This is a genomic window from Segnochrobactrum spirostomi, from assembly GCF_009600605.1.
GTDB classification, from domain to species: Bacteria; Pseudomonadota; Alphaproteobacteria; order Rhizobiales; family Segnochrobactraceae; genus Segnochrobactrum; species Segnochrobactrum spirostomi.
On the sequence record NZ_VWNA01000001.1, the window covers coordinates 3,979,313 to 3,998,047 of the forward strand.

The 18,735-nt window shown below is 65.7% G+C and carries 17 protein-coding genes and 1 pseudogene; 7 read left to right on the top strand and 11 right to left on the bottom strand.

What is annotated here, in order from left to right; all coding sequences use genetic code 11:
* Window positions 1-77: 77 nt before the first annotated feature.
* From F0357_RS17955 to F0357_RS17990, 8 genes are all read right to left on the bottom strand, one after another.
* Window positions 78-857 (bottom strand): bestrophin-like domain, encoded by a 780-nt coding sequence (locus F0357_RS17955; RefSeq protein ID WP_208948411.1) that lies wholly within the window; start codon window positions 855-857, stop codon window positions 78-80.
* Window positions 858-1,226: 369 nt separating this feature from the next.
* Window positions 1,227-2,171, bottom strand: a complete 945-nt coding sequence (locus tag F0357_RS17960; protein ID WP_208948412.1) for a DUF3313 family protein — start codon at window positions 2,169-2,171, stop codon at window positions 1,227-1,229.
* Between the two features lie 115 nt (window positions 2,172-2,286).
* The gene (locus tag F0357_RS17965; RefSeq protein ID WP_208948413.1) at window positions 2,287-2,883 is read right to left on the bottom strand and encodes a TetR/AcrR family transcriptional regulator; all 597 of its coding nucleotides are present in this window, start codon (window positions 2,881-2,883) and stop codon (window positions 2,287-2,289) included.
* Window positions 2,884-3,118: 235 nt separating this feature from the next.
* The gene (locus F0357_RS17970) at window positions 3,119-3,427 is read right to left on the bottom strand and encodes a hypothetical protein (protein WP_153485362.1); all 309 of its coding nucleotides are present in this window, start codon (window positions 3,425-3,427) and stop codon (window positions 3,119-3,121) included.
* A 3-nt stretch (window positions 3,428-3,430) separates the two neighbouring features.
* Window positions 3,431-4,228, bottom strand: coding sequence for an ABC transporter permease (locus F0357_RS17975; RefSeq protein ID WP_153485364.1), 798 nt, complete (start codon window positions 4,226-4,228; stop codon window positions 3,431-3,433).
* Window positions 4,225-5,115: an ABC transporter permease gene (locus tag F0357_RS17980; protein ID WP_153485365.1), complete on the bottom strand. Its 891-nt coding sequence runs from the start codon at window positions 5,113-5,115 to the stop codon at window positions 4,225-4,227. Before F0357_RS17980 ends, F0357_RS17975 begins: the two co-directional genes overlap by 4 nt.
* Window positions 5,115-5,846, bottom strand: a complete 732-nt coding sequence (locus F0357_RS17985) for an aspartate/glutamate racemase family protein (protein WP_153485367.1) — start codon at window positions 5,844-5,846, stop codon at window positions 5,115-5,117. Before F0357_RS17985 ends, F0357_RS17980 begins: the two co-directional genes overlap by 1 nt.
* A gap of 11 nt (window positions 5,847-5,857) precedes the next feature.
* Window positions 5,858-6,985 (bottom strand): ABC transporter substrate-binding protein, encoded by a 1,128-nt coding sequence (locus F0357_RS17990; RefSeq protein WP_153485370.1) that lies wholly within the window; start codon window positions 6,983-6,985, stop codon window positions 5,858-5,860.
* A gap of 175 nt (window positions 6,986-7,160) precedes the next feature.
* Between F0357_RS17990 and F0357_RS24230 the strand changes: the two genes are divergently transcribed.
* Together F0357_RS24230 and F0357_RS17995 are read left to right on the top strand one after the other, a co-directional pair.
* Entirely contained in the window at window positions 7,161-8,003 is an 843-nt protein-coding gene (locus F0357_RS24230) for a hypothetical protein (RefSeq protein ID WP_208948414.1), read from the top strand.
* Complete coding sequence (locus F0357_RS17995; protein ID WP_208948415.1) at window positions 7,940-8,179, top strand: helix-turn-helix domain-containing protein; 240 nt, start codon at window positions 7,940-7,942, stop codon at window positions 8,177-8,179. Before F0357_RS24230 ends, F0357_RS17995 begins: the two co-directional genes overlap by 64 nt.
* 152 nt (window positions 8,180-8,331) lie before the next feature.
* Here the strand turns inward: F0357_RS17995 and F0357_RS18000 are convergent, their stop codons facing one another.
* Window positions 8,332-9,324 carry a helix-turn-helix domain-containing protein gene (locus F0357_RS18000; RefSeq protein WP_208948416.1) on the bottom strand — a complete coding sequence of 331 codons (993 nt, stop codon included), beginning with the start codon at window positions 9,322-9,324 and terminating at the stop codon, window positions 8,332-8,334.
* Between the two features lie 226 nt (window positions 9,325-9,550).
* On the opposite strand from F0357_RS18000, the gene F0357_RS18005 reads away from it, so the two are divergent.
* Window positions 9,551-13,885 carry an autotransporter domain-containing protein gene (locus F0357_RS18005; RefSeq protein WP_208948417.1) on the top strand — a complete coding sequence of 1,445 codons (4,335 nt, stop codon included), beginning with the start codon at window positions 9,551-9,553 and terminating at the stop codon, window positions 13,883-13,885.
* A gap of 287 nt (window positions 13,886-14,172) precedes the next feature.
* Here the strand turns inward: F0357_RS18005 and trpS are convergent, their stop codons facing one another.
* Entirely contained in the window at window positions 14,173-15,192 is a 1,020-nt protein-coding gene (gene trpS, locus F0357_RS18010) for a tryptophan--tRNA ligase (protein WP_153485392.1), read from the bottom strand.
* 625 nt (window positions 15,193-15,817) lie between these two features.
* On the opposite strand from trpS, the gene F0357_RS18015 reads away from it, so the two are divergent.
* The 4 genes and pseudogenes from F0357_RS18015 to F0357_RS25650 form a co-directional block, all read left to right on the top strand.
* The gene (locus F0357_RS18015) at window positions 15,818-16,366 is read left to right on the top strand and encodes a hypothetical protein (protein ID WP_153485395.1); all 549 of its coding nucleotides are present in this window, start codon (window positions 15,818-15,820) and stop codon (window positions 16,364-16,366) included.
* 239 nt (window positions 16,367-16,605) lie between these two features.
* On the top strand, window positions 16,606-16,800 hold the full coding sequence (locus F0357_RS18020; protein ID WP_153485397.1) for a ParB N-terminal domain-containing protein: 195 nt from the start codon (window positions 16,606-16,608) through the stop codon (window positions 16,798-16,800).
* 86 nt (window positions 16,801-16,886) lie between these two features.
* Window positions 16,887-17,063 (top strand): hypothetical protein, encoded by a 177-nt coding sequence (locus tag F0357_RS18025; RefSeq protein ID WP_153485400.1) that lies wholly within the window; start codon window positions 16,887-16,889, stop codon window positions 17,061-17,063.
* 84 nt (window positions 17,064-17,147) lie between these two features.
* Window positions 17,148-17,429 (top strand): annotated as a pseudogene (locus F0357_RS25650) (hypothetical protein); the annotation flags it as partial.
* A 166-nt stretch (window positions 17,430-17,595) separates the two neighbouring features.
* Here F0357_RS25650 and F0357_RS25310 read toward each other — a convergent pair.
* Window positions 17,596-18,519 carry an AraC family transcriptional regulator gene (locus F0357_RS25310; RefSeq protein ID WP_312861654.1) on the bottom strand — a complete coding sequence of 308 codons (924 nt, stop codon included), beginning with the start codon at window positions 18,517-18,519 and terminating at the stop codon, window positions 17,596-17,598.
* Window positions 18,520-18,735: the final 216 nt, after the last annotated feature.

An 18,735-nucleotide genomic window follows, 5' to 3' on the forward strand; every position in this document is an offset into this window, starting at 1 on the left:
GGGACGGCGACGCCGTCCGGGCTGCAACGATAGCGCGCCCGGCGTCGGGCGGAAGGGAGGGCGTGCCGAATGGCCGATCAGGGCTTGTGCAACGTGATCGGGATGTCGTTGAGGTGCTCGATCGAATAGACGATCGCCTGCGGATTGATGCGGATACTGCCCTCGAACGGGAAGTCGAGGAGATGGATCGTCACCAGGATGGTGGCGAGAAAGGCGGAAAAGACCCCGACGAGGACCGACTGGACCAGACGGTGGCCGACCGCGCTCACCATGACGAACAGGACGAGCAGAACGGCCGACCCGATCAGGAGCATCCATAGCCACGGCGGCACGTCGGTGCTCAATTGGTAAAGCCTGAGCGCGCGCATGTCCCGCACGTCGGACACCAGCGAGAGGAGGTTGTTCTTTGTCACGTACGTGAGGCTGTCGCCGCTCGGAATCGCGGCGACGGCGGCGAACAATTGGGTGAAGGCGGCGACCGTCTCGGGGCTCGCCTCGCGCCGCGCCATCGAGGGCCATTCGAAGTTGAGCTCGCTTTCGGCGTAGCGGGCGATCGCGGCGCGCACCGCATTCGCCGCCTCGGGCGGCAGATAAGCCGCGCGGTCGGCCATGTTCTGGAGGTCGAGCGCCTCCCGGTGCACCGAGTTGCCGGCCTTGTTGAACTCGTCCCAGACATTGGTGAAGACGAACGCCACCATCACCGCATAGATGACGCCGATCTGAAGGAAGACGGCGATCCCGATTTCATGAAAGCGCTTGCGGCCCGCGTGCTCGCTGCGTGGCGAGATCGCATAGCTGATGGCGGCCGGCACGAAGAAGGCCGCGATGATCATGAAGGCCGCGTGAAAATAGAGCATTGAAGTCGTTCCGAAGGCGGGGACGCGCACCCTTGTGCTAAAAAACGGCGGAACGAAATCGAAAAAGTGTGACCCGGTGAGGCCTCGAGCGCTCCCCTCGCCACGCAGGGCAATCGCATGTGAGGGCGGCTGTCCTGAGGAGAGCACGCACGTCCTTTCCGTAGTCATCCCCGGCCTTGTGCCGGGGACCCAGGGGCCGCGCGCCCTGCGTTTGCCGCCCCTGGGTTGCCGGCACAAGGCCGGCAATGACGATGGAGAGCGGGAGGGGCGCCGCATAAGAGGGGCCGTTTGGATGGCCCGGAGCCATATGCGATCGCCCTGCCCCGCCACGAGAGGAGGCCGCCGGGCAAATCAGGCCGGCGGTGATGGTCACCCGTGGGACTTCGCCGCCGCACTCGGGGCCGCTGCGGTCGTTGCGGCCGGGGCCGGCGAAGACGTGGTGCCGGCCCCGGCATTGCCGCCTTGGTCGGTCCAGTCCGGGGGCAGGCCCAACTGATCGCCGACGAAGTTCGCGATGTCGTTGCGCTGGCCATATTGGTCGCAGACCGGCGACGACTTGTGGCCGATGAGGGTCGGCAGCTTCACGCCGGCCGACACCGGATCGGTGCCGGTCGTCACCATCTTCGTGAAGTCGCTGCCGAAATCGTCGGACAGCGCATAGGCGTCACCGACGTCCGACATGCGTCCGCCGGTCGTGAACATGTCGGCACCCCGCGACCAGACGAGGACGGCGACGCGCTTGCCCGCGGGATCGCGCGCTGCCGCCTGCACCTCGAGGCCGCCGAGGCCGATCGGGAGCCGCGGCACCAGCGGCACCGGCGTCAACGCCGAGGTCGCGATCGACACCGCCTTGGAGGCCGCCGCCGCGGCGCCTTCGGTCGTGCCGACATAGGTGATCTCGGCGTCGACGGTGAGATCGGCCGGGCTCGTCGCCGTCACCACCTGATAGCCTTGGGCGAGGCCGTCGCAGATGCGCCGGCCGATGGCGTTCTCGAGGAGGCGCCTGTCCTTGTCGTTCAACGGCTTCTTGCTGGCGTTCGTGGCGATGGTGACGGGCTCGATGCGCACCGTCTTCGCCCCCTCGACCGCCTTCTTGTCGACGCGCACCAGCATCTTGGCGCGCAATCCGTTCTTCTGGACCAGCCCCTGTTCGCCCGCGAGATCGTCGCTCGGCGCGAGCGGCGTGCTGGCGCATCCGCTGAGCCCCGCGCAGACGACGATCAGCGCCACGGCGAGGGTCTTCCCGCCCCGAGATTTCTCCGCGCCCGGCGTGAGGTCCCGGCCGCGGGTCGGGCCTGCGGAACGAATGAGCATCCAGGCGCCCGACAAGGCGCGCCGAGAGAACCGCATCGTATTTGCGTCCTGCGTTGGGAGGGGGGTTATGCGATGGGGCTCGGCGGAAGGACGCCGGGCCGGGAGCGCGGAAACGTCAGCCGGCTTCGGGTACTGCGTCAGAGAGAGACGTGCCGCCGAGCCCGCGCAGCGCGGTCTCGAAGGCGAAGGCGCAAAGCTGTTCGGCGTCGCCGAAATCGAGTTCCTTGACGGCGATCATGAGGGTCAGCACGCCGTGCACGGATCCCCACAGCACATGGGTGGCCGCGACCGCGGATGGCGCCGTGATCGCGCCGGCGTCCAGCGCGGCCTGAACCAAGGCGACCACCTGCCGGTAGTTCGCGAAGGTCTCGCTCCGCTGGCCGAACTCGTCCATGTTCCCCAAATCGTTCTCGAGGAACATCAGCCGGAAGCGATCGCGATCGGCGAGAGCGAAGCGGGCGTAGGCGAGGCAAATGTCGCGGAGGACCGGGATCGGCTCCCGGCCTGGCCGGTCCGCCTCGGTGAACCGCAGGTTCAACTCGTCGAGTGCGGCGGACCAAGAGGCGTTGAGCACGTGTTGCTTCGTCGGGAAATACCGATAGAGCGCCCCGGCGGTCAGGCCGAGTCCCTCCGCGAGGCGGCGCATCGACAAGGCCGCATACCCGTCCGATGCAACGATCCTCGCGGTCTCGCGCAGAATCCGCTCGCGCATTTCGGTCAGTTCGTCAGGCGTGAGGGCAGGGCGCGGCATGGAGCGACGTTTACGGAACGCAATTGATATACGCGTTCAGTAAACGACGTTCAGGATTCCGTCAAGCGCCACGCCACGCGCATCCGCTCATGCGCGGCGGCGCGATGTCGTCGCCGTTCGGGGGACGCTTCCGGGACCGGGCCGGCCGTCGAAAGGCGGCCCGGTCGGGTCGGGGGACGCGGGTCTGCGCTCTCGCCTAAATCGGATTGAGAGAAATCGTCATCTCGACGCCCGGTGCCTGCGGCGTCGTTCCCTTGATGACGAGGGGGCTGCCCTGCTTGAAGGTGCCGTCGATCGACAAGTCATAATCGTTGCTGCCGAGGATCGAGTGCATCCCGGGAACGTCGGAGTGCTTGGCGATCTTCAACCCGCAGCCCGAGGGGCCGAGGATCGTGACGAAGGCGCCGCGCGGGATCTCCATGCTGATGTCGCGAACCGCGGTCGACGCGCCGTAGATCTTGCTCACGGCGCGGAGCTCGACGGCGTTGGGCGTGGGGTCCGTCATCGGTCACTGCTCGCTTTCGCGGCGGCTCTGGCCGAGGATCCAGATCTGGGCGGACACGCTGATCGTCAGCGTCACCAGGATCACCAAGGCTGAAAGCGCATAAATCTTCGGGGAAATGACCTGCCGCATCGACGTCCAGATCGCGATGGGCAGCGTCTCCGTGAAGCCCGCCAGGAACCAGGCGACGACGAATTCGCCGAACGCGTCCGTGAAGGCGAGCATGAGCACCGCGACGAGCGCCGGCGCGACCAGGGGCAGGATGACCTCGCGGAAGGTGACGAACTCGTTGGCCCCGAGATTCATCGCCGCCTCGATGTAGCTCCGCCGGAAGCCCAGAAACCGGGAATAGAGCATCAGCGTCGCGTAGCTCGAGGTCATGGTGGTGTGGGCGAGCACGATCGCCGGCTGCCCGACGAGATCCGGGGCGACGCGGAACAGCACCGTGAGGCCGAGCCCGAGGACGAGCTGCGGCAGCACCACCGGGCCGAGCACCAGGCAGAGCACGAGCGACTTCATCCGCATCGGCCGCCAGGCGAGCACCATCGCCGCCGGCATGGCGAGTGCCGTCGAGAGCAGCGCCGCGATGGAGGCGAGGCGCAGGCTCGTCAACAGCGAGCCGACCAAGCGATCGTCGCCGAGGCTCGCGGCGAACCACGCCGTCGTGAATTCGCTGAGGGGCAGGCCCGGGATCGCCTTGGCATCGAACGCGAACAGAAGGATCACGCCGATCGGCAGATAGAGGAAGGCGTAGAGCAGCACGGCATAGGCCGGCAGCGCCCAGCCCAGAGAGGGACGCGTCATGAGCCGACCTCTCCACTCGCGCGGCGGATCCACTTCATCGACAGCGCCAGGGCGGCGAAGACGAGCACGAGCAGGATCACGGCCATGGCGGCGCCGCTCGGCCAATCGAGCCGGCGCTGGAACTCGTCCTGGATCACCTGCGAGAACATCAGTTGCTTGCCGCCGCCGAGCAGGGCCGGGGTGACAAACTCGCCGAGACCGAACACGAAGCAGAACACGGCGCCGACCACCAGACCCGGGGCGGAGAGCGGCAGGATCACCTCGAAAAAGGTCCGGGTCGGGCTGGCGTTGAGGTCCATCGCCGCGTCGATCCAGGAATCGTGGATGTTGGTGATCGCGGCATAGAGCGGCAGCACGTAGAGCGGCAGGTAGGCGTAGATCAGCCCGATCGCCGTCGAAATCGGCGAATAGAGCAGGAAGCCCAGGGGCTCGCCGGTGAGACCGAGCGCCATGATCGCCTGATTGATGACGCCGTGCTCGCCGAGCAGCAGCCGCCAGGCCGCGACGCGCATCACGATGCTGACCCAGAACGGCGCGATGACGGCGACGAGCAGCAGGCCGCGCCAGGGCCCCGCCTTCTTCGCGATCAGGTAGGCGACGGGATAAGCGAGGATGGCGCAGGCGACCGTGACGAACGCCGCCGTCTCCACCGAGAGGAGGAGTGCCCGCCAGATCGCCGGCCGGGCCAAGATCGCGACATAATTGTCGAAGGTGAAATCCGGGATCAGGCGATAGTTCTTGCTGCGCCAGACGCTCAATCCGAAGATCAGCACCACCGGCACGACGAAGAAGACGACCTGCCAGAGCACGAGCGGCATGAGGCCCGCAGTCGGCAGGATCGACGTCAGGAACGATCGCCGCCGCGGCGGCCCGAGCGGCGCCGTCATCAGGCGAACGCGTATTCGCCGCGCGCGAAGGCCGGCGTCGGATAGGCACGCTTCGAGGGCTTCAGCCCGGTCGCGACCATGGCACGGGCGAAATGCAGCGCGACCTTTCCGGGGTCGATGACGGGGATGAACACGCCGAAATGGCGGGCCAATGCCTCCTCGACCGCGAGCGCCATGTCGAAGCCGGTGCCGGTGCAGCCCATGACGAAGGCTTCCGCCCCGTCGCGCTCCACCGCGTCGATGCTCTCGGCGATGATGTGGTCGAGACAGCTTTCGTCGAGGGCGAGCACGCTCGCCCCGGCGGCGCGGACGGAGGCGAGATTGCGCTCCAGCCCGTAGCGCGCCACCACCCGACGGATCAGCGGAAACAGCGGCGTCTCCGTGATGAAGACGGTGAACCGGCCCGACAGCATCGCCGCCATATGGAGCGAGGCTTCGCCCTCGCCGACGATCGGGATCGATACCAGCTCGCGCGCGCCCGACAGGCCCGGATCGGTGAAGCAGGCGATGGTGCAGGCGTCGACGCCATCCGCCTCCGCCTCGCGGGCGAGGCGCATGACCTCGGGGGCCGCGAGGGCGGAATCGAACTCCGCCTCGATGGAGGCCGTGCCGCGCTTCAGCGGAACGGCGGAAATCTCCACGCCCTCGCCGGCGAAGGAGCGGTACTCCGCCTCCGCCTTGCCGACGAGTTCCTTGGAATCGAGAACGGGAACGATCACACGGATATGCATGGCGGAGCGCCTCAGCCCATCTTGAAGGTTTGCCAGGCGTCGGCCCAGGCATTCTCGTCGACGGGCGCGAGGCTCATCTGGCAATTGGCGACCCACTCTTCCATCTTGTCGAGGCCGAGGGCCTTGACCTGCTCGGGGGTGAGGAGGTCCTTCACCTTGGCGTTGGTGACGGCGAACTTGTCCGCGCCCCAGGCCATCTGCTTCATCGCCTTGGCGCTCGTCATGTAGTTGATGTAGGCGAGCGCGGAGGCGAGGTGTTCGGTGCCCCGCACGATCTGGAGCGTCTCCATCCACATGGCGCCGCCTTGCTTGGGGATGGACAGCTCGACGTCGGCACCGTTGAGCCGCGCCGTCGTGCGCACGTTGTCGCTCGACGAGCCCCACACCATCCACGCCTCGCGGTTCGTGAGGTCGGACTTGACGGTGCCCATGTCGGATTGGAGCGCCCGCATGTTGGGGCGGAAGGCGATCATCTTGTCGAGGATCTTCTGGAGCGCCTCGCCGGTCGCCTCCTCGGGCTTCGGCTGGCCGATCCACTTGCCCGTCATCCACAGATAGAGCTCGGGCCAGTCGATGATCTCGACGCGTCCCTTGAGGGAGGGATCCCAGGCGAGTTCGGCGTCGGAGGCGGCGGCCGCGGAAATCTTATCCGGCCAGTAGACGAACCCGTTCACCCCGAAGCGCGTCGGGATGCCGTAGACCTTGCCGTCCACCATGGTCTCGGGCCGGTTGCGGAAGGCGGGGAGGGTTTCCTCCAGCGAGGGAAGCTTCGCGGTATCGATCGGCAGCGTCAGCCCGGCGGCGGCGAACTTCGAGGTCCAGACCGCATCCGGGTTGATGACGTCGAACTTGGTCGTGCCGGCCTGCACGAGGCTCAACTGGGCCCCGTTGCTCTCGGCTTCCTTGATGTTGAGCTGGACGCCGGTGAGCTCGGTGAAGCCGCGCATCAGCTCGGGATCGTCGTATCCCGCCCAGGCCAGCACGTTGAGCGGGCCGGTCAGCTTTGTCTCGCCGGCATAAGCGGGCTTCGAGAAATCGACCTGCGAAGCGATCGTCGCGAACATGGCCGCCTGAGCGCCGAAACGCAGGACGTCGCGTCGGCTTGGGGACGGAGTGTGGAAGACGCGAGACCCGGACATGCGACCATTCCCTCTTGGAGCGGGGCGACTACCACCGCAATTTATGTCCGTTCTATAAGTCTCGATCGGGCGCCGCTTCCATAGTGACCGCAGTCACCGGTGCGGCGCGCCCGAAGGGCTTCGCTGGCACATTTTCTGCTTCGCTGCCGGCGCACAGCACAGGAACAGGCGGTCGATGCAACGGCAGGGGCTTTGTCACGATCTACCGGTCGGCTTCGGCAGGGACATGGCGCGGGTGCTGTCCCGCATCGGCCGTGAGGATTTCTACGAAACCGTCATCGATGCGGTCGCGCCGCTGATCCCGTGCGACTTCTGGATCATGGCCCGCTACGAGTTCGCCGCGAAGCCGACCATCATCGCCGAATCCGGCATGGCGCCGCGGGCCAAGTCCGCCTACACGAACAAGCTCTGGCACCTCGACCCCCTGTCGCGCACGCCAATGGCGGGCGATCGCCACCGGGCCATCAGCCTGCGAAATCTCTGCGAGGACGGTCCGATCGACCGCACCTACGCCCGCTATCTCGACGTCGATCTCGGCATCGTCGACGAGCTCGCGCTGCTCCTGCCGCTGAGCGAGCGCAGCTTCCTCGCACTCTGCCTCGACCGGCACCGCGAGACCTTCTGCGAACAGGAGCTCCGGCTGGCGTCGGAGATCCTCGACATCCTGCTCGAAATGCACCGCCAGCACGTGCTGCGTTCGATCGAAAAGCAGGTCGCCCGCACCGCAGGCTTCTCCGGCGATCGCAGCGCCGAGATTCTGATCCTGACCGGCGACGGCGGGCGCCTCTTTCAATCGGACGGCTGGTCGGAGGCCGCCCGCCAGGCCTTCGACCGCGATGCCCTGCCGGCCAAGGAGGCGGGCCGGCACGTGGTGCCGGCGAACGGCGGATGGTGCCTGTTCCGCCTCGACTGCGAGGGGGCGAAGCCATTCTGCGCGACGCCCACATCTTCGTTTTGCGCAAGGAGCAGCACGATTTCCGCAGCCGCCTCGACCGGCTGGCGCGGCTCTACGGCCTGACCGAACGGCAGAAGCAGATCGTCCAACTGTCGCTCGAAGGCCACCACAACGCATCGATCGCGCGCCAGCTCGACCTCTCGATCGGCGGCGTCAAGAATCACAAGCTGCGCATCTATGACAAGCTCGACATCACCAGCGAGCGGGAGCTCCTCCCGGCCTTCCTGATGAGCCTGTGAGGGGAGGGATCCCCATCTTACGCACGGTTCGCGGCCTCGCCTTGTTCCGCTTCGTCGCCGCCGATTGACGTCGCGCGTCGCCGCAGCCGGCCGCGATGGCCGGCGGAAGAGACATCGGCGCGAGAGCTACATTCGAGCTTGTTCGAAAGGGATTATTGTCTGTTGCTCGCGCGAAACGCGCGGGGCGAACATTCGAACTGCGCCTTGAACCGCGTTGAAAAGTTGCATGCGTGCTCATATCCGACCGCGAGTGCGATCTGCGAGATCGTCATGTCCGTCTCGAGCAAAAGACGTCTCGCCTCCTCGAGCCGATGGATGGTCACGAACTGGCTCATGGACAGGCCGTAGAGGCGCTGGAAGCCGTAGGACAACTTGGTTCTGTTGATTCCAACCGCTCGGCTGACGGCTCTGAGATCATGCGCCGCCATCGGCGCATCAAGGAGAAGGTCATGCGCGGCACGCACCGCTGCGAGATCGCGATCGGTGTGCTTATAGGCGCGATCGGTGCCGCTCTTGATCATGGAAGAGAGCGCAAAAGCGAGTATTTCCTGCGCCTTGGCTGCCAGAAATGCCGGCTTTAGGCTGCTGACGATACGGGTCTCGAGCATCTCAGCGGTGAGCCGGCGCGCGTCGCCATCGTATCGCAGCGGATAATGGCAAGCTGGCGCGATCGACAAATCCGCCTCGTAGTCCAAGTGATCGGTTAATTTTACGCCGAATGTTCTCTCGATCCACTCGGGGTGGCAAGCAATCGTTACGAAGGTTTGCCGTCTTCCTGCAGGCACGGTCTCAGCCACGACCGTGTCAGGGTCCGCGATGAGAAGTCCTGCGGGATGATCCAGCACATCCTGAAGGAATCTCCCCTCCACGCGGGCAAGAATCGAAACATCGTAGCCGAAGTGGAACCGAACCAATCCTTCATCGGTCATTTCATAGCGCTTATCGTGATGGAAAGCGCAGTTGGCGACGATCGCGCGCACGTCCGGCGTACGGAGGTATTCGAGCCGGCCTTCGCCCTCCGCCTCGGTCAGGGTCTTGGAGGCGAACTCGACGTCAGGCAAGTTCACGGCGCGCAGATGGTCCGGGGTGACGATGCCGGCTTCGATCAGCTCCGAGGAGCGCCCCCAACGAAACGTCTTCATCATCCTCGCTCGCTTCAATCCGCCCGCCCACGCCACGAGGCCATGCGCCGTGCGCTTTGAAACGATGCGGATATCAAACGTCTTTGTGCATTGACCAAAAGACGGAGTCCACGGTCTCACCCTAACGATGGTCGGAAGGTCTGCCGAGGGGGAGTCGGGACGACGTGCCGGTACGTTCCTGACGATCCGATGCCGACCCGATGCATGCCGGCCTGCGCAGGGGAGAGTGATGTTCTGGTTGAAGCGTGAAGAGAGCCGCCGTGGCTCCAAATGGGCGCTGCGGGCGTCGACCTGTGCCATTGCGCTGACGCTCTGTGGTGCGCTTCAGCAGGCCGCTCACGCGGATACCGTCTATTGGGACGGTCCGGCCAACGGGAACTGGTTCGTCGACAGCAATTGGATCTGGGACGGTCACGTCCCGACTGCAGCCGACACCGCGCGCATCGATTCGGCAGGCCCCCTCATCGCGACCAGCACGACCGGGTCCGTCGGCACCCTGCAGATCGGCACCAACGGCACCGGAACGCTCACGGTCCAAGGCGGCCTGAACTCCGGCACCGCCACGCTCGGATACAATACATCGTCTGAAGGGACGCTGACGGTCTCCGGCGGAACCTGGACCAACTCCGGCTCACTGTACGTCGGCTATGCAGGCATAGGAACGGTCGCGCTCACCAACGGCGCCACCGCCACGTCCGGCGCGACTTACCTGGGAGCAGGCGGCGGCGGATCGGGTACGATCACCGTCTCCGGTGGTTCCTCGTTCGCGAGCACCGGCACCCTCTTCATCGGCTATGCCGGCAATGGCGGCATGCCATCCGCGGCTGCGGGCTCCGGCACGCTCACCGTCACCGGTGGCTCCGTGACGAGCGCCGGCGCCACCCTCGCCGATGGGCTCGGTTCGACGGGGCAGGCCACCCTGTCCGGCGGCACATCGCAGTGGACCAACACCGGGGCGCTCGTCGTCGGCGGTGGTGGTATAGGCACGTTGTCGTTGGACGGCGGGGCTTCCCTCTCGACCGATTCCCTGACCATCGGCTCTCTGGCTGCGGTCGGGTCGAGCCGTGTGACGGTTGATGGCTCAGGTTCGCATCTCACGAGCACCGGCAGCCTCATCGTCGGCAACTTCGGCACGGGCTCGCTGGCTGTTCAGGCGGGCGGCCGCGTCTCCGCCGACGGAGCGATCATCGGCCGGCATTCGGACAGCAGCGCCGTGGTCACCGGGAGTGGCTCGACCTGGACGACCGGCAACCTTCAGGTTGGCGGCGACGTCTCGGATCCCACGGGAACGCTGGGCCATGGGACCTTGACCGTCTCAAACGGAGGCGAGGTGGTCAGCACGGCTGCCCAATTGGGAGCGGTCGCCGGCGCGCAGGGCACCGTCATCGTGGACGGGGCCGGATCCCTTTGGCAGGTCAACGGCGGCAGCCTGTCCGTCGGCTTCAACGGCACCGGAGATTTGACGATCCGCAACGGTGCCTCCGTCAGTTCGAGCAATGCCACCATCGGCAGCAACGCCGCGAGTCAGGGCTCGGCGACCGTCGCCGGAACCGGCAGCCACTGGACGAGCTCGGGCAACATCTATGTGGGCAACGGCGGCAACGGCTCGCTCTCCGTCGAGAACGGGGGCGTCGTGTCCGCCGTTGACGGCTATGTGGCCACGCTGACCGGCTCCACCTCCAGCCTCAGCGTGACCGGTGCGAACGCCGCCGCGAACTTCTCCGGCGTGTTCATCGCGGGCTACAGCACGGGAACCGTCGCCACCGTCACATTGAGCAATGGCGGCCAGATCCGCGGGGTGCAGGGGACGCTCGGAGACCTGGCGGGGTCGTCGGGAACCATGAGTGTCAGCGGTCGCGGCTCGCAGTGGTCCGCCTTCGTCGACACCAACGTGAGCTATTCCGGCTACATGAACGTGGGGCGGCTCGGCACGGGCAGCCTGTCGATCACCGACGGTGGGGCGGTTACGGGCTACCGGCTCTATATCGGCAACGAGGCTGGGTCTGTCGGCAGCGTCGTCCTGAGCGGCAGCGGCTCTCGGATCGAAATGACCAGCAATCTCTATGTCGGGAGCGAGGGCACCGGTACGCTGACGCTGTCCGATGGAGCCGAGATCCATGCCGCAGCCATCAAGATCGGCTATCTCGCCGGCTCCGTCGGCACGCTCAACATCGGTGCCGCGGCAGGCCGATCCGCCGCGGCCGCCGGGACTCTGGACGCCGCTGAGATCGTCCTCGGGGATGGCGACAGCCGGCTCGTCCTCAATCACACCGACACCGATTACGGCATCGCCGCGAATATCACCGGCTCTGGAACGCTGCTCGTCCTGAGCGGCACGACCGCCCTGACCGGAACCAATACCTACACCGGGGGCACGACGATCACGGCCGGGACGCTGCAGATCGGCAACGGCGGCACGACGGGTTCGATCGCCGGCGACGTGACGGACAACGGCACGCTCGCCTTCAACCGCGCCGATGACGTCACCTTCGCCGGCGTGATCTCCGGCACGGGCGCGCTCGTCCAGGCTGGGTCGGGCACCCTGACCCTCACCGGAGCGAACACCTATTCGGGTGGCACGACGGTGTCGGCTGGCACCCTCGTCGGCAACGCGACGAGCCTGCAGGGCAACATCGCCAACAACGCCGCGGTCGTGTTCAACCAGACTGGAAACGGTACCTACGCGGCGGCCATCTCCGGTACCGGGTCGATGACCAAGACCGGCGCTGGCACCCTCATCCTGATCGGGGAGAACACGTATACCGGCGGCACCACGATCTCCGAGGGCACGCTGCAGATCGGCAACGGCGGCACCACGGGCGCGCTCGTCGGCGCCATCGTCAACAACGCGGCGCTCGTCTTCAACCGCTCCGACACCTACAACTTCCCCGGCACCATCTCCGGCCCGGGTTCGGTGACGATCATCGGCGGCACGGTGAACTTCACCGGCGCCAACTCCTATGCGGGCCCGATCTCGGTCGCCGACGCGACGTTCGAACTGGCGCCGGGGGCGGTCTCGGCCTCGAGCTACACGATCGGCTTCGGCGGCGTGATCGGCGGCACCGGCACCATCGGGGGCCTGAGCGTGCTCGACGGCGGTACGGCCTCGCCCGGCTATTCGCCCGGCACGCTCACCGTGAACGGCAACGTGACGTTCGGGTCGGGCTCGATCTACCGCGTCGACGTCTATGCGAACGGGGCCCACGATCTCATCACGGCGACGGGAACCGCGACGATCTCCGGCGGCACGGTGGAGGTGATCGCGCAGAACGGCTATTCGACGCCGCTCGCGACCTACACGATCCTCACCGCCCAGGGCGGGGTCAGCGGCCAGTTCGCCTCGGTGGTCTCGAACTTCGCCTTCCTGACGCCATCGCTCACCTACGACGCCAACGACGTCTATCTGACGCTTGCCCGCAACGACGTGAGCTTCCCGAGCCTCGCCACCACGACGAACCAGTGGGCGGCGGCAAATGCGGCGCAGAGCCTGGGGCTCGGCAACGCGGTCTACGACGCGGTGCTCGCGGTCTCGACCTCCGGCGCTCCGGCGGCGTTCGACGCCCTGTCGGGCGAGGCCTATGCCTCGGCCTCGTCGGTCATGCAGCAGCAATCGAGTTATCTGCGCGAGGCGGTCGGCACCCGTGTCCGCCAGGGTCTCATCGGTCAGTCCGGTTCGGGCCAGGAGACGGCGAAGCTGGCGCCGGGCTACGACGCGACGGTGTGGACGCAGGCCTATGGTGCCTGGGGCCAGACCGCCGGCGACGGCAACGCGGCGAGCGTCGACCGCACCATCGGCGGCTTCTTCACCGGCATCGACGCGGCGGTGTCGGAGGCGGCGCGGGTCGGCATTGTCGGCGGCTACAGCCGCTCGACCTTCAACGTCGATGCCCGCTCGTCCTCGGGTGACATCGACAACTACGATCTCGGTCTCTATGGCGGCGCCAAGTTCGGTTCGCTGTCGCTCACGGCGGCGGCGTCCTACACGTGGCACGACCTGTCGGTCGATCGCACCATCGCCTTCCCGGGCTTCTCGGGGATAGCCTCGGCGAACTATCAGGCGGGCACCACGCAGGTGTTCGGCGAGGCGGCGTGGCGGGTCGACCTGAGCAAGAGCGTCGACGCGAAGACGTTCGGAGCGGCGTCCGTCGAGCCGTTCGCCAACCTCGCCTACGTCAACCTGTCCACCCAGAACCTCACGGAGGCTGGGACGCCGGCGGCGTTGACGGGGTCGGCGGAGACGGAGAACACGCTCTATTCGACGCTGGGCGTGCGGGCGGCGACGGTGTTCCAGATGGCGAACGGGGCGGCGTTGACGCCGCATGCGAGCCTCGGCTGGCAGCATGCCTTCGGCGACGTGAACTCGTCGGCCTCGCTCGCCTTCGCGAGCGGCGGCTCGGCGTTCTCGGTCGCGGGCGTTCCGATCGCCCGCGACGCGGCGCTCGTCGGGGCGGGGGTCGACTACGCCTTCTCGAAGTCGGTGTCGGCGTCGGTGACCTACAGCGGCCAGTTCGGCTCGGGCACCGAGGACAACGCCTTCAAGGGCACCATCAACATCAAGTTCTGAGCGATCACGGTCAGGTCTGACCCGCGCCACCGGGAGCTCGCGCGAAGCTCCCGGTGCGCGCGAGGTTCGCGTTTCGCCGTGCCGGGTCGGGGCACAGGGTCGACCTGCTGTCGGCGGTGCGCCGCTTTGGGTCGTTCACCGAGGCGCTGCGTGGGCTGTCTGGCGCGGCCTGTGCAGTGGCCTGTTGCCGATGCCGCCCGGCACCGATGGGGACGGGTCGGGCCCGGCGCAGGAGCCGGTGGGCTGAAGCAAATGGGGAGGTCTGCTGGAGACTTTCCGCTCTTCCTTTATCCTCCGCCAAAGCTGAAGAGCCCCAGAGCGGCCCTGACCTCGTCGAGCGTCTGTTGGGTAAGAACGGCCGCTCTTGCGGTGCCGGCCCGGACGACGTCCATGACGAAGTCCGGTTGCTTCGCGAACGCCGCGCGCCGTTCGCGGATCGGGGCGAGCAACGCCTGGAGGCAGGCGTCGAGGCGTTTCTTCAAGACCGTGTCTCCGAGCCCACCGCGGCGATAGTGCGCCTTCAAGTCCGCGAGGTCGGGGCTGCCATCGAAGGCATCGAGGTAGGTGAAGACGACATTGCCCTCGACGCGTCCGGGATCGCTCACCCGCAGGTGGCCGGGGTCGGTGAACATCGCCTGGACCGCGGCGCTGATCTCCGCGGGCGTCGCCGAGAGCGGGATCGCGTTGCCGGCGCTCTTGCTCATCTTGGACCGCCCATCGATCCCGGGCAGACGACCGACGCAAGACACGAGCGCCCCTGCCTCCGGCAATAGCTCCCGGCCCACATGCCGGTTGATCCGACGCGCGATCTCGTTCGATTGCTCGATCATCGGAAGCTGGTCCTCCCCGACGGGGACAAGCCCCGCTTTGAAGGCGGTGATGTCGGCGGCCTGCGAGACCGGATAGCAGAGAAAGCCGGCCGGGATGTCCCGCTGGAACCCGCGTTGAACGATCTCCTGCTTGACGGTCGGGTTCCGCTCGAGCCGGCTCACCGTGACGAAGTTCATATAGAGCATCGTCAGCTCGGCGAGCGCCGGCAGGCATGACTGGACGCAGATGACCGACTTCTCCGGGTCGATCCCGACGGCGAGATAGTCGAGCGCGACTTCGATCACGTTGCGCCTGATGCGAGCGGGATCGTCTCCGTTGTCGGTCAGCGCCTGGGCGTCGGCGAGCAGCAGGAACTGGCGGTGATCCTCCTGAAGCACGAGCCGGCTCTTCAACGAACCGACATAGTGGCCGAGGTGAAGCGAGCCGGTGGTGCGGTCCCCGGTGAGGACGACGGGACGGGTGGCGGCCTTTGGCATGGCGGTTTCCTGAAAGGGGACACCACCAGACCGGCCGGATCATCACGCATCGCATCAGCGCTCAAGCCGGGAGTCCGGCGGCGCCGCGTGATGTGGGAAGACATGAACGACGGGCCGCTCCTTACGAGAAGGAGCGCCACCAGCAGAGGGTGAGGGCGTGGCCGTTCATGGGGCTCGCATAGCATCCGGCGGGGCAGGGCGCTAGGTATCGCCTCGGTTTGACTGAGCGCTCGCCCTCGGCGGCCTACGCGCTATCTGGGCATCGAGGGCAATGAGATCTTGAGCCTATCCGAGCAGACCGAGATCTGACATTTGATGCATGCAATTGGAAGGGGATCAGGCGCTTGTGTTGTCCGCTTACTCGCCTGCCGGGCCGTTCCGCTCCCTGTGCGCCGGAAGTATAAATTCATATATAGAAATCATACGTTAGTATGTATAAATATGAAAAGTGTTTCTAGTAAAAAATAGAACGCATGACATTTATTCTTCTTGTGAGTCTTTATCGTGAATCATGGAATTGGGGCAGCCTTCAAGGCGCGGTGTGATCGCTGAATAAAGATCGCAAGGAATCGCGCCGCATGAGCAATCGTCTCGGTTCCAACTCGTTCAGTTGACAGGTATCATCATGAAAGTCCTCACCGATCAAATTCTCTCGCAGTCTGCCTATTCGGCTGAGATCGATGTCGATCTGGAAAAGGTCGACATCGCCGACTGGCTGTTCACTCTGCCCGAGGCGGAATATTTGCGGTGCTGCCCACCCGACCATATCGGCTCCGGCGTGACCACCACGGATGATGGTCGCCGCATGGTCATCAATGTCGAGATGATCGGGACTGGACTGGTCATCCAGCATTACGTCGCCGAGGAGGCGACCCCGACTTATTGCCGGATGAATTCCATCTCGGACGTGTTCACGCCGGCGGGCCGCACGCAGGTCAACGTGATCTGGGAACTGATGGCCGAACGGGGCGAGAACGGCCGCACGCGCTATACCAATCGCGTGACCTCGCACCCGACGGATGTGTTCATGGATTTCCTTGCCGCGCACGGCCAGACCTTCGAGCAGGCTGCGGCGGCCCGGCAGGAGGCGGGGGGCGACCACAACCGTCGCGAAACGCCGCTGTTCGCCGCCAGCATCGCCCGCCGTGCGCTGGATGGCGCGCGTGTGAAATGAGGACGAGCCCATTTGCGGGCTTCGGCACGGCGGATGTTCTCCGCCTTGCCGATGCTGCGTCCGGGCGTCTCCTGCTGAGGTGGTGCGGCCGGCGTCAGTCGCGCCGATGGACCGCAACAGCTGGGTCGGTGCGAGGCGCGCCACGGTGAGAACGAGTTCGGCGCGCCCGATCCGCGTTCGACCCCGAGAGTGAAGTCGGCGGCGGCCGTCCCTCCGGCTTTAGCCGCGGAGCGGCCCCGATGCTGGCCCTGATCGAAGCGGGGCCGCAGGTGAGGTCTTCGGACTCGGTTCCCGTCCTCATTGCCGGTCGCCACCGCATCGAGGCACCCAAGCTCAATGGCGCAGAGCGTGTCGAATGTCTCGTGTTCAAAGTGGACGACGTCCGCGCCGAGCTCATCGAGATCAGCGAGAACCTGCATCGCGCCGAGGAATAGCCGGGGGCGCGAAGCCGCTCCCGACCAACGGGAGCATCTCCACCTCCAACACCGACGGCGCGGGACTGCATCGTCTTCGGAGGCGCATGGCACCACTCGAGCTATCCGAGCCGGCGGCGGACACCCCGCGGCCGGCGCGCAGCTTCGCGGATCTCGTCGCCGCGAAGGACTGGACGCAGGTCGCGGCGCTCTGTGAGGGAGCGGCCGACACGGCGAACGGCGACGTCAAGCTCGGCCCGGCCAATGCGGGCGGTGGGCTCTAATCAGCGGGCTCACCCGCCAGATGCTCAAGCTCGCGCCGGTGGCGCCGGCGGACGCGTCGGAGGCAAGACGGCTCATCGTCCTGTCGATCAGTTGCCCGACGGCTGCGCGATCTCATCCCGTTCCGGCTCGTGACCATCCCGGCTGGCGAAGACGGGGTCGGGAAGTCGCGCCTCGCGCTTCAATGGAGCGTGGCATCCGCCCTCGGCACGGCGTGCGGCATGCCCATGGACGGCCGGGTGCTTTATCTCGGGGGGAGGAGCCGGACGAGTTCCAGGGGTCTGATAGGGGCGATCGAGGCGCCTCTGGTGGTGATCCAGTCGTCGTCATTCGCGAGGCTATCTTCGTCGAGTTCCGTAGGGAAATAGCGGCGCCGCCCCTACAACCACCCGCCAGACGATGTGCGGGCGTAGTGGTTCGCTGTCGACGGCGTGAGGCCGCTGATGCGGTTAGCGGTGTGCTCATCTCGGCCGCGTTTTGGCACGTGCCAAGCCCCTCCGTCTTCGCGTCCCTCTCGTTGTCGCCGCAAACATTCTACCTTCGGCGCAGCGTTTCCGAAGGCAGCTCGCCGTACCGCGCTCGATATAGCCTCGCGAACTCGCCCATGTTGTTGAAATAGGGCCCTGCGATCTCGGTAACGGTCGCGCCTGGCTCCGCCTTTATTATTAACGTATGAGCGACCTCAAGGCGTCTATTGGAGATCCACTTTCCGGGAGTTTGGCCCGTCACTGATTGAAAGGAATATTGCAGAGCGCGGGCCGAGAAGCCGCTAATCTTCTCAAGATCGGTCAGGGTAATCTTGCGCGTCAAGTTCGCGTCAATATAGTCACAAAGGTGACTTACGGCAGCTTTGGCGCCTGTTCGAGCTGCTGCCGGCGGCGTGTGCAGGAGCAGCGAGGGGGCTAAAAGCATAGCTGACGCGCGGAGGATCATTTCTGGCAATCCCGACCGCTCGACTCGCTCTGGGTCCCCGTCCATCGCGTCTATCATGGCGCTAAACTGCTGAAATAAGACGGAGAAATTCACGTCGGCCCAGATCAGGCTGAGTGGCCGCGGTGCGTCGAAATCGATGATGGGATCGTCATTCTCTCGATCGCTTCCCGCCATGGCTCGCGCGATGGCTTCAAGGCGGCTTGGATCGACATCGATTCCAATAGCCGAACGCGCTGAACTTTCGCCCTTCGCATCCCCTCGAGGAAGGTAGATTGCATCCCTTCCGCTGCCCCACTCGATCCAGGTGCCGTTCGATCGCGTGAGCGTGCTGCCTGAAAATGGAATACAAATGATCCCATCAGGAAAGCCTTGGGCTGAGAACTGCATGGCGGTGCTCGCAGAAGCGACGACGCGACATTCCTCAGTGCGCAGCTCTGCGAATGCAATTTGGAAGGATGATTCAGTTCTCGATGCGACGTACTCAAGTCGCCCGACGCCCTGTTCCGAGAACTTCTCAGAGATCACAGCGGCATCTGTAAAGCGAAGTGATCGCGGGGAGCGGAAAGGCAAATCGGGGACTGGCGACTGCTTTCTTGAGCGCATGCACAGCCATCTTATGCACGAGGTTTTTTTTATTACTTCGGCTTATGATACTGGAAGTATAAGTGCGCTGACCAGAAGCCACCGAAATTTCTATAGTTCGCATCGAGGTGGGTTGTCCAAGGTGTGGCGACGGTTCTC

Bases quoted from the DNA above. Each gene is read 5' to 3' on its own strand.
- F0357_RS18000 (WP_208948416.1), bottom strand. From the start codon at position 9,324: ATGATGAAGACGTTTCGTTGGGGGCGCTCCTCGGAGCTGATCGAAGCC.
- F0357_RS17980 (WP_153485365.1), bottom strand. From the start codon at position 5,115: ATGACGGCGCCGCTCGGGCCGCCGCGGCGGCGATCGTTCCTGACGTCG.
- F0357_RS18015 (WP_153485395.1), top strand. From the start codon at position 15,818: ATGAAAGTCCTCACCGATCAAATTCTCTCGCAGTCTGCCTATTCGGCT.
- F0357_RS17970 (WP_153485362.1), bottom strand. From the start codon at position 3,427: ATGACGGACCCCACGCCCAACGCCGTCGAGCTCCGCGCCGTGAGCAAG.
- F0357_RS18025 (WP_153485400.1), top strand. From the start codon at position 16,887: ATGGCACCACTCGAGCTATCCGAGCCGGCGGCGGACACCCCGCGGCCG.
- F0357_RS17975 (WP_153485364.1), bottom strand. From the start codon at position 4,228: ATGACGCGTCCCTCTCTGGGCTGGGCGCTGCCGGCCTATGCCGTGCTG.
- F0357_RS17985 (WP_153485367.1), bottom strand. From the start codon at position 5,846: ATGCATATCCGTGTGATCGTTCCCGTTCTCGATTCCAAGGAACTCGTC.
- F0357_RS18005 (WP_208948417.1), top strand. From the start codon at position 9,551: ATGTTCTGGTTGAAGCGTGAAGAGAGCCGCCGTGGCTCCAAATGGGCG.
- trpS (WP_153485392.1), bottom strand. From the start codon at position 15,192: ATGCCAAAGGCCGCCACCCGTCCCGTCGTCCTCACCGGGGACCGCACC.
- F0357_RS17955 (WP_208948411.1), bottom strand. From the start codon at position 857: ATGCTCTATTTTCACGCGGCCTTCATGATCATCGCGGCCTTCTTCGTG.
- F0357_RS24230 (WP_208948414.1), top strand. From the start codon at position 7,161: ATGCAACGGCAGGGGCTTTGTCACGATCTACCGGTCGGCTTCGGCAGG.
- F0357_RS17990 (WP_153485370.1), bottom strand. From the start codon at position 6,985: ATGTCCGGGTCTCGCGTCTTCCACACTCCGTCCCCAAGCCGACGCGAC.
- F0357_RS18020 (WP_153485397.1), top strand. From the start codon at position 16,606: ATGCTGGCCCTGATCGAAGCGGGGCCGCAGGTGAGGTCTTCGGACTCG.
- F0357_RS17965 (WP_208948413.1), bottom strand. From the start codon at position 2,883: ATGCGCGAGCGGATTCTGCGCGAGACCGCGAGGATCGTTGCATCGGAC.
- F0357_RS17960 (WP_208948412.1), bottom strand. From the start codon at position 2,171: ATGCTCATTCGTTCCGCAGGCCCGACCCGCGGCCGGGACCTCACGCCG.